This window comes from Streptomyces sp. NPDC026575 (assembly GCF_055567415.1).
This window is the reverse complement of sequence record NZ_JBVHQM010000067.1, coordinates 1-2558: the sequence shown is the minus strand read 5'-3', so window position 1 is coordinate 2558 and position 2558 is coordinate 1. Positions and strand designations below refer to the sequence as shown.

The 2558-nt window shown below is 73.8% G+C and carries 2 protein-coding genes; one reads left to right on the top strand and one right to left on the bottom strand.

Annotation, left to right across the window (positions count from 1 at the left end):
* Positions 1-40: 40 nt before the first annotated feature.
* The gene (locus tag ACZ4NB_RS38670) at positions 41-982 is read right to left on the bottom strand and encodes an NADP-dependent oxidoreductase (RefSeq protein ID WP_467667745.1); all 942 of its coding nucleotides are present in this window, start codon (positions 980-982) and stop codon (positions 41-43) included.
* A 189-nt stretch (positions 983-1171) separates the two neighbouring features.
* Between ACZ4NB_RS38670 and ACZ4NB_RS38665 the strand changes: the two genes are divergently transcribed.
* Positions 1172-2470 carry a helix-turn-helix transcriptional regulator gene (locus ACZ4NB_RS38665; RefSeq protein ID WP_467667744.1) on the top strand — a complete coding sequence of 433 codons (1299 nt, stop codon included), beginning with the start codon at positions 1172-1174 and terminating at the stop codon, positions 2468-2470.
* Positions 2471-2558: the final 88 nt, after the last annotated feature.

The window sequence follows — 2558 nt, the reverse complement described above, 5'->3', positions numbered from 1 at the left end:
CGGCGGTCGGACTCCGCGCCCGCCGCCGTCCCGATGCGGCTCAGACCTCGATGATGAGCTTGCCGCGCACATGGCCCGCCTCGCTCAGCTCCTGGGCCTTGGCGGCGTCGGCGAGCGGGAAGGTCTCGGCGACCGGCACGGTCAGCCGCCCCGCGACGGCGAGCCGACCGTGCCGGACCAGCCCCGCCACGACCTGCTCCGACGGCGTCCCGCCTGCGGAGAACGGCACGCCGTGATCGGCGGCGTGCGGATCGGCGATGGTGACGATGCGGTCCGTGGTCCCGCCGCGCAGGGCGATCGAGACCGGCAGCGCGTCATGTCCGGCCGCGTCGAAGACCGCGTCCACACCCTGCGGGGCGGCCGCCCGGACCCGGTCGGCCAGGCCCTCTCCGTACGCCACCGGGACCGCGCCCAGCGACCGCAGGAAGTCGTGGTTGACCGGCGACGCGGTCCCGATCACCGTGGCGCCCAGCGCCACCGCGAGCTGGCTGGCGATCTGGCCGACCGCCCCCGCCGCGCCGTGCAGCAGCAGCGTCTCGCCCGCGGTCAGACCCAGCAGATCCAGTACGCGCTGCGCGGTCTCACCGGCGACGGGCAGCGTCGCCGCGGTCGCGAAGGACAGCTCGGCCGGCTTCGGCGCGATGTCCCCCGCGAGGGCGTACTCCGCGTACGCACCGGTCTTGGTCCAGCCGAAGACCTCGTCGCCGACGGCGAGCCCGTCCGCCGGCCTGCGGTCGGTGGTGCCCCCGCCGTCGGCGCCGATCGCGTCGACGACCCCGGCGAACTCCAGGCCGGGCACGGCGGGGAACGTCGTCGGGTAGTGCTGCTCCATCCACCCGTAACGCCGCTTGTAGTCCAGCGGATTGACGCCGATCGCCACCACCTTGACCCGTACTTCACCCGGGCCGGGCTCCGGCTTGTCGGTCTGCCCGAATGCGAGCACGTCCGCGCCGCCGAACTCGTTGTAGATGATCGCCTTCATATCGAGACTCCCCGCTGGATGCGCTGATACGGCACACATGCCGTAATTCCGGTATCTGCCGCATGTGCTTGATCGGTTGACGGCTTCAGCTTCGTCGGCGGGGAAGGAGCCGGCCGCCAGCCATCGGGACAGTCCGGCCTGGTCGAAAGGCCAGCGCTCGTCCCGGAGCCGCTGGCTACGCTGGAGTACATGGAGATGACCGGATCCGGATCCGTACCCGCCCTGACCGCCGCCTACGAGGTGATCCGCCAGCCGCTGGGCGAGATCCTGCCGCGGCTCTCCACGCTCCTGGCCGAACTGGTCCCGCACCGGGCGGTGGCCGAACTCTCCACGCACTGTGCGCACTCACCGTTCAAGACGTACGGCGATGCGGAGATCACCGGCCGGCTCTCCACCGCCGACCTGGCGCCGCTGCTCGCCACGGGCGCCCCGGGCCGCCCGTGGCAGGGCACCCTCCCCCTCGCCGGCGCCGAGCGCCCGGTGCTCGCCGTGACGAGCCATGCCACACCTCGGGGCGCCGTCCTGCTGCTCGTACGGGATACGGACGGCGGCGGAGCAGGCGGCGGGGACGACGGCGTGCCGCCGGCGGTCGACGAGCCGGCCGCCGCGCTCGTACAGGCCCTGTGGGACGTGGTGACCAGCCACTTCGACCGGCTGGCGGCCGAGGCCGTGCCCGGGGCGCTGGCCCGGTCGCGGACCGCCGCCGGGACCCGCGCCCGGGTGATCGCGGAGCTGGGCGAGGCGTACTCGGCCGCGCTCACCGGGCTGCTGGGTGTGCTGCGCAGCCGCACCCTCGACGATGCGGCGGCCCGCGCCACCGCCACGGATCTGGCGGTCTCGGCCCTGGTGGAGCTGCGGGCGGAGGCCGAACGCGACCAGGAGATCGCCGAGGAGCCGGCCGGGCATGCCTTCGCCCGGCTCGCCGAGTCGCTCCGGCCGCTCGTGCGCTACAGCCCCGTCCGGCTGGAGCTGGGCGCGCCCGACTCCCAGCTGACCGTGGCCGCCGATGTGGCGCACACGGCACGGGTGATCGTGCGGGCCGTGCTGCTGAAGGTCCTGGAGCAGGAGACCGTGACCCGCGTCCATGTCGGCTGGCAGCTCACCGATGACGAACTGCGCGCGACCGTACGCGACGACGGGCCGGGCACCCTCACCCCCGACGGCCTGGCGACCGGCCGGGTCACCGACCGCCTGGACGTACTGAACGGGCGGCTGGACGTCGATGCCGTACCCGGCTGGGGGACCACGGTGTCGGCGACGATCCCGCTGCGGGTCTCCCAGGACCCGGCCCCCGACCCGCTCATCACGCTGGGCGAACGGGAGCTGGAGGTGCTGGCGCGGCTCGCGCTCGGCCACCGCAACCGGGCGATCGCCCAGGAGCTGCACATCAGCGAGTCGACGGTGAAGTTCCATGTCGCCAAGATCCTGACCAAGCTGGGCGTCGGATCCCGGGGCGAGGCGGCGGCGCTCTTCCACGCGGTGGCCTAGGGCCTGTCCGATGGGTCATGGCCGGGCTCGCGACGCCTGGCACGGCACCTCGCGGCGTTGCCGAATCATCCCCCCCGCTCCTCTCTCC

Coding starts and splice junctions, on each gene's coding strand:
- ACZ4NB_RS38665 (WP_467667744.1), top strand. CDS start 1,172: ATGGAGATGACCGGATCCGGATCCGTACCCGCCCTGACCGCCGCCTAC.
- ACZ4NB_RS38670 (WP_467667745.1), bottom strand. CDS start 982: ATGAAGGCGATCATCTACAACGAGTTCGGCGGCGCGGACGTGCTCGCA.